The 6,188-nt window shown below is 73.5% G+C and carries 8 protein-coding genes; 5 read left to right on the top strand and 3 right to left on the bottom strand.

Going from position 1 to position 6,188, the window contains the following annotated elements:
• The first annotated feature begins 513 nt into the window (after nucleotides 1-513).
• From KDL28_RS39935 to KDL28_RS39915, 5 genes are all read left to right on the top strand, one after another.
• Nucleotides 514-1,392, top strand: a complete 879-nt coding sequence (locus KDL28_RS39935) for an ABC transporter ATP-binding protein (protein ID WP_252446687.1) — start codon at nucleotides 514-516, stop codon at nucleotides 1,390-1,392.
• Entirely contained in the window at nucleotides 1,389-2,126 is a 738-nt protein-coding gene (locus tag KDL28_RS39930) for a fluoroquinolone export ABC transporter permease subunit (protein ID WP_252446686.1), read from the top strand. Before KDL28_RS39935 ends, KDL28_RS39930 begins: the two co-directional genes overlap by 4 nt.
• Nucleotides 2,126-2,899: an Rv2686c family ABC transporter permease subunit gene (locus KDL28_RS39925; RefSeq protein WP_252446685.1), complete on the top strand. Its 774-nt coding sequence runs from the start codon at nucleotides 2,126-2,128 to the stop codon at nucleotides 2,897-2,899. Before KDL28_RS39930 ends, KDL28_RS39925 begins: the two co-directional genes overlap by 1 nt.
• Nucleotides 2,900-2,992: 93 nt before the next feature.
• Nucleotides 2,993-3,496 (top strand): transcriptional regulator, encoded by a 504-nt coding sequence (locus KDL28_RS39920; RefSeq protein ID WP_252446684.1) that lies wholly within the window; start codon nucleotides 2,993-2,995, stop codon nucleotides 3,494-3,496.
• The gene (locus KDL28_RS39915) at nucleotides 3,493-4,371 is read left to right on the top strand and encodes a class I SAM-dependent methyltransferase (protein WP_252446683.1); all 879 of its coding nucleotides are present in this window, start codon (nucleotides 3,493-3,495) and stop codon (nucleotides 4,369-4,371) included. The genes KDL28_RS39920 and KDL28_RS39915 overlap by 4 nt, the downstream gene beginning before the upstream one ends.
• Before the next feature lie 59 nt (nucleotides 4,372-4,430).
• Here the strand turns inward: KDL28_RS39915 and KDL28_RS39910 are convergent, their stop codons facing one another.
• The 3 genes from KDL28_RS39910 to KDL28_RS39900 all read right to left on the bottom strand — a co-directional run.
• Nucleotides 4,431-4,679, bottom strand: coding sequence for a hypothetical protein (locus tag KDL28_RS39910; RefSeq protein WP_252446682.1), 249 nt, complete (start codon nucleotides 4,677-4,679; stop codon nucleotides 4,431-4,433).
• Nucleotides 4,676-6,061, bottom strand: a complete 1,386-nt coding sequence (locus KDL28_RS39905) for a sensor histidine kinase (protein ID WP_252446681.1) — start codon at nucleotides 6,059-6,061, stop codon at nucleotides 4,676-4,678. The genes KDL28_RS39910 and KDL28_RS39905 overlap by 4 nt, the downstream gene beginning before the upstream one ends.
• 8 nt (nucleotides 6,062-6,069) lie before the next feature.
• Nucleotides 6,070-6,188 (bottom strand): winged helix-turn-helix domain-containing protein (locus tag KDL28_RS39900; RefSeq protein WP_252446688.1); only part of this gene is annotated, 119 nt, incomplete at its 5' end.

The following is a 6,188-nucleotide window of genomic DNA, read 5'->3' as shown; positions in this document are numbered from 1 at the left end:
CGTCACCCCGGCCGGGGTGACGACGGGGACGTCCGCGGGACGCGGGGCCGGGGCCACGATGTCGGTCACGCCGTCGACGCTACGGGCACCGCAGCGGCCTCCCCGGGATCGTCAGACAAGCGCAAGCGCGTACTCGCCGGCTGTCGCGGTCACGAGCGGAACCCCGGGGATTCGCGACCGCCGACGTCCTCCGGGCCTGCCAGGGGCTTCCCGGCGGACACACGCATCCGGCGCAGCCGCACCGCGGCGGGGCTGTCCGGCGGCGTGGCGGCGACGCCCTGCCGCCAGCACCCGCGACCATCCGCTGCAGGCCCGCCGCGGAGAGCGCCGGGATCGAGATCGACCATTACTCTCCAACCTTCAGAAATCTTTGAAATCATGGTAATGTTCCCCGATCGGTCCGGCTCGCGTCGGACCGTGGAGAGCCGGGAAGCCTGGTCGGCGCCGTCGAAGAGCGCGCCCAGGAGGAACCGTGCCCCGTACAGCATCCCCGCGCCCGAAGCCGCGGTCCCGATGACCGTCATCGAGGTCGACGAACTCTCGTTCCGCTACCCCAAGGCCGCCGAGCCCGCCGTGAAGCAGATGGGCTTCACGGTCGGCGCCGGCGAGGTGTTCGGGTTCCTCGGCCCGAGCGGGGCCGGGAAGTCGACCACCCAGAAGATCCTCACCGGACTGCTCACCGGGCACGGCGGCCGCGCCGCGGTCTGGGGCCGCGATCCCGCCGACTGGGGCAGCGCCTACTACCAGCGCATCGGGGTGTCCTTCGAACTGCCCAACCACTACCGGAAGCTCACCGCCCGGGAGAACCTGCAGTTCTTCGCCTCGCTCTACGACCGGCCCACCGCCGATCCGATGGCGCTGCTGGAGTCGGTCGACCTCGCCGCGCACGCCGACACCCGGGTCGGGAAGTTCTCGAAGGGCATGCAGATGCGCCTGGTCTTCGCCCGGGCGCTGCTGCACCACCCGGAACTGCTGTTCCTCGACGAGCCGACCTCCGGGATGGACCCGGTCAACGCCCGCCGGATCAAGGACGCGATCCGCGAGTTCCGCACCGAGGGCCGCACCGTCTTCCTGACCACCCACGACATGGCCACCGCCGAGGAGCTCTGCGACCGGGTCGCCTTCGTCGTCGACGGCCGCATCGCGGCCCTCGACACCCCGGCCGAGCACAAGCTGCGCCGCAGCCGCCGCACCGTCCGCGTCACCTACCGCAACGGATCCGGGCCGGGGCCGGCCGCGGCGCTGCGGACCGAGGAGTTCCCCCTCGACGGCCTCGCCGACGACGACGCCTTCCGCGCACTGGCCCGCGAGCACCACATCGAGGCCCTGCACAGCCAGGAGGCCAGCCTCGAGGACGTGTTCATCGACGTGACCGGCCGGTCACTGGCATGAGCGCCACGGTTCCCGCCCCGCGCCGGGGCGCCGTGCTGCGCGCCGCGGTCGCGATGGACCTGCGCCTGCAACGCCGCTACGGCTTCTGGTGGGCCACCGTCGTCGTGGTCGCCCTGTGGGTCGGCGTGCTGCAACTCGTGCCCGACGCCCTGCTCGGCCCGGCGATGCCCTACCTGCTGATGGCCGACCTGGAGTTCATGACGTTCTTCATCGCCGGTGCCGTGTTCTTCGACAAGGGCGAGCGCACCCTGTTCGCGCTGCTCATCACCCCGCTGCGGTTCGGCCACTACCTGGCGGCGAAGCTGCTGAGCATGACCGCGCTGGCCGTGGTCACCTGCGTGATCGTCACGCTGGCCGACTTCGGGTGGGGCGTCCAGCCCTTCGCGTTCTCCGCCGGAGTCGTGCTGATGGCGCTGCTGATGATCCTGCTGGGGTTCGTGAGTGCGCCGCTGTTCCCCACGATCAGCGAGTGGCTCCTCCCGGCCACGATGCTGCTGGCCGTGGCCAGCGCTCCGCTGCTGGACTACTCCGGGCTGGTGCCGCACCCGGCGTTCCGACTGGTCCCCACCGAGGGCCCGCTGCTGCTGCTGGGAGCCGCGTTCGGGCAGGTCGACCTCGACGGGTGGACCCTCACCTACGCCCTGGCCTACCCCGTGGTGTGGATCGCCGGACTCTGCCTGCTCGCCCGCCGCGTGTTCGACCGTCACGTGGTCGCGTCCGAGGGCGGCCGGTGATGGCAGCACCGATCCCACCGGCCACCTCCTTCGGGACCGCGTTCGCCGCCTTCGGCCGCACCGATCTGCGCACCATCCGGCGCGACTCGTTGCTGATCGCGGTCATGCTCGGCCCGATCGGCTACGCCCTCGCGCTGTGGTTCCTGCCCGCCCTCACCGCTCACGCCCACCAGCAGTGGGACTTCGACCTGGCGCCCTACCACTCGGCGATCATCAGCGCGTTCTGCGTCCTCGGGCCGCCGCTGCTGCTCGGCGCGGTGATGGCGCTGCAACTGCTCGACGAGCGCGACCAGGACACCCTCGTCGCGTTGCGGGTGACCCCCGTCCCGGCCACGGCCTACCCCGCCTACCGGGCGCTCACCACCGCCGTGGTGACCGCGATGTCGGTGATCGCCTCGCTGGCGCTGACCGGGCAGGTCCCGCCCGCGGCCCTCGTGCTGAGCGTGCCGATCGCCGTCGTCGCCGGCCTGCTGGCTCCGATCCTGGGACTGGTGATGAGCGCGATCGGTCGCAACAAGATCGAGGGCCTGGCCGTGATGCGCGTGATGGGGCTGGCGGTGTTCACGCTGCCGGTGGTCCCGTTCTTCTTCCTCGACTCGCCCTGGCAGCTGGCCTTCGGGGTGCTGCCGCCGTACTGGCCGGTGCGCGCGTTCTGGTCGGCATACGACGGCGGCACCTACTGGCCCTACGTCCTCGGCGGCCTCGCGTACCACGCCGTGGTCGTCGTCGCCCTGCTGCGTCTGGCCACCCGGCAGCTCGCGCGCGCCGGGTGACCGCCACCCGTCGCGCCGGATCGTCGCGGGCCACATCCGTGATAGATTGTTCAGTGACCACTGAAATCACGAGTGGGTACTGACAGGAGTGACATGGCGGCTCCGGTTTCCCCTGCGGACGAGGTGCTGCGCTGGGTCGAGCGCATCGCCAAGTACTGCGCCGACCAGGACGGCGTCCCCCTCATCGCCGGCCGGATCCTCGGCTGGCTGACCATCGCCACTCCCGCCGAGCAGAGCGCGGCCCAGATCGCCGCGGCCATCGGGGCGAGCCGGGCCTCGCTGACGACCAACCTGCGCCTGCTGGGCTCGATCGGCTTCGTCACCCAGCTGACCCACCCGGGTGAGCGGACGGTGTACTACCGCGTCGACGACGAGGCCTGGGCCCGGGTCGTGCGCCGCCAGGTGGCCTCGCTGACCGCACTGGGCGAGATCCTGCAGGACGGCACCGACCTGGTCCGCGGTTCACCGGAGCGGGCCGCCCGGATGCGCGTCGCCAACGAGGTGTTCGCCTGGCTGGCCGACGTCTTCGCCCATGCACCGCCCATGCCCGGCGAAAGCCGCACGTCCGGGCACCCAGCGCTGGAGGAGAACCCGTGACCGGGCGATCGGCCGCCGAGCAGACCGCGTTCGGCCCCATGGTCATCGCCGCCTGCGAGCGCTACACCCCGGCGGAGCAGCGGCTGCTGGACGACGACCTGGCGGCGCGGTTCCTGCCGGTCGGCCAGCGCCTCGTCGTCCACGCGTGCCGCTGGGCACCCGTGCGCCGGCTGCTCCTCGACGCGACCGAGCGGCAGGCCGCCGGTCTGTGGGGCAGCATGCTCTGCCGCAAGCGCTACCTCGACGACCAGGTCCGCGCGGCGTTCGCGGCCGGCATCGACCAGCTCGTCGTCCTCGGTGCCGGCCTGGACACCCGAGCCCACCGGCTCGCCGTCCCGGCCGGGGTCGCGTCGTTCGAGATCGATCTGCCGGCCAACGTCGCCGACAAGCGCCGACGCGTCCGGGCGGTGCTGGGCGAGCGGGGCGACGAGGTCCGGCTGGCCCCGCTCGACCTGGCGTCCGATGACCTGGTTCCCGGTCTGGAGCGCCTCGGCTACGCCACCGACCGCCCCGCCGTCGTCGTGTGGGAGGCCGTCACCCAGTACCTCACCGAGGACGCCGTGCACCGGACCCTGGACGCCCTGTCGGCCCTGGCCACCGGCAGCCGGCTGCTGTTCACCCACATCCGCCGCGACTTCCTCGACGGCACCCACCTCTACGGCGCCGGACCGGTCCACCGCCGGATGACGGGCGAGCACCGCGTCTGGCACTTCGGCGTGGACCCCGGCGAGGTCGGACCGCTGCTGGGTCGACACGGCTGGACCGAGGTCGAGCAGGTCGGGCCCGCCGAGTACCGCGCCCACCACCCCGAGGTCGCCCTGCGCGGGCTGTCGATCAGCGAGATCGAACGGTGCGTACGCGCTGAGAAGCGCTGAGCGGCTCGTCGGCACTGCCGGGCCCGGACCGGCGACGCGGTCGCCGGGGCTGACCGGCCTCACGGTCCGGTCGTCGCGGCCGGCGTCATCGGCGGGGTGGCGAGGGACGGGGCGGGCGCCGGTCGGGCCGGTACGGTCGGCGCGCTACCCGGGCGCATGGTGGTCGTCGGCACCGGCGCCGGTGTCGTCGGCACCGGCGCCGACGTGGTCAGCGGAACCGGCTCCGCCTCCACCTCGACGCCGCAACCGCCCAGCGCGGACAACCCCACCGCGACCGCGGCCACGACCAGCGGCCCCCGCCGCCTCACCGGTGCACCTCGGGCAGCTCCACGACGAAACGGGACCCGCCGCCGGGTCGGTCCTCCACCCACACCGCTCCCCCGTGCCGTCGCACGTGCTGGGCCACCAGGGCCAGCCCGAGACCGCTGCCACCGTCGACGCCCCGCCGCCCGGCATTGGCGCCCCGCGCGAACCGCTCGAAGATCTGCTCGCGCTGGTCCTGCGGCACCCCCGGCCCCGCGTCGTCGACCTCCACCCGGGCCCGGCCGCCGTGGCGCAGCACCGCGACCCGCACGGGACCACCGGCGTACTTGTCGGCGTTGTCGAGCAGGTTGGCCACCGTCCGGTCGAGCCTGCGCCGGTCGGCCAGCACCAGCGGGCGCGCGGTGATCTCGACCGCGAACGCGCTGCCCTCGGCGGCGTTGTCGGCGCCGTCGTCGACGCGGGCGGCGACGACGTTGTGCACGGCGTCGCCGAGGTCGACCACCTCGTCCGGCTCGTCATCCGGGCGCTGATCGTCGCGGGAGATCTCCAGCAGGTCCACCACCATCCGCTGGAAGCGCCCGACCTCGCCGAGCAGGAGGTCCAGCGCGCGGCGCGCCGTTCCGGAGAACTCCTCGCGCCGGCGCTCCAGCACCGCGCCCGCGTTGGCCATCGTCGTCAGCGGCGACCGCAGCTCGTGGCTGACGTCGCCGGCGAACCGGGCGTCGCGCTGCACCCGTTTCTCCAGCGCGTCGGCGGTGCGGTTGAACGTGGTGGCCAGCGAGGCGAGGTCGGGGTCGTCGCGCTCGGGCAACCGCGCCCGCAGATCGCCGCCGGCCACCCGAGCCGCCGCCGCGGTCAGCTCGGTGAGCGGGCGCAGGGCCCGCCGCCCCGCCCAGTAGCCCAGCCCGACCCCGAGCAGCGCGCTGGTCCCGACGCCGACCCCGAGCACGGTGCTCAGGAACCGGAAGGCCCGGTCGAGCTGGGTGAGCGGGAACAGCTCGAGGTACGTGCTGCGCCCGCCCTCGACGGGCAGCGTGACCGCCAGCACCGGGACGCCCCCGGTGTCGATGCGCTGCCGGGCGGGAACGCCCTCGGCCGCGAGCCGCAGCAGCGCCGGTGGCAGCGCGTCGACGTCGACCTGGCGCCCGCTGAGCAGCCACCCGTCCGGTCGCTCGATCAGGACGGTGGCGTCCGAATCGGTGGTCAGGCCGCTGAGCAGGTCGCCGAGCCCCGCGGTGTCCGACCGCAGGGCCTGCTCGACCAGCTGCGCGTTGACCTCGGCCTGGCGCAGCGCCCCGGCCTCGCGCTGGCGCAGCATGTAGCCCGAGGCGAGGTTCCAGGTGACCACGGCCAGGACACCGGTCAGCAGCACGGTGCCCGCGCCGAGGGCGAGCGCCACGCGCCAGCGCAGGGAGAGCCGCAGCATGCCCCCACCTACCCGGTGCGGGCCACCTTGTACCCGCGCCCGCGCACGGTCAGCACGCACTCCGGCTGGTCCGGATCACGCTCGACCTTGCGCCGCAACCGGCGCACGTGCACGTCCAACAACCGGG

This window comes from Pseudonocardia humida (genome assembly GCF_023898865.1).
Lineage (GTDB): Bacteria > Actinomycetota > Actinomycetes > Mycobacteriales > Pseudonocardiaceae > Pseudonocardia > Pseudonocardia humida.
Note: the sequence above shows the minus strand (reverse complement) of the source record. Positions and strands in the feature narration are given on the sequence as shown.

Excerpts from the sequence above, each read along its gene's own strand:
- KDL28_RS39925 (WP_252446685.1), top strand. The coding sequence starts at position 2,126 with ATGGCAGCACCGATCCCACCGGCCACCTCCTTCGGGACCGCGTTCGCC.
- KDL28_RS39930 (WP_252446686.1), top strand. The coding sequence starts at position 1,389 with ATGAGCGCCACGGTTCCCGCCCCGCGCCGGGGCGCCGTGCTGCGCGCC.
- KDL28_RS39905 (WP_252446681.1), bottom strand. The coding sequence starts at position 6,061 with ATGCTGCGGCTCTCCCTGCGCTGGCGCGTGGCGCTCGCCCTCGGCGCG.
- KDL28_RS39935 (WP_252446687.1), top strand. The coding sequence starts at position 514 with ATGACCGTCATCGAGGTCGACGAACTCTCGTTCCGCTACCCCAAGGCC.
- KDL28_RS39920 (WP_252446684.1), top strand. The coding sequence starts at position 2,993 with ATGGCGGCTCCGGTTTCCCCTGCGGACGAGGTGCTGCGCTGGGTCGAG.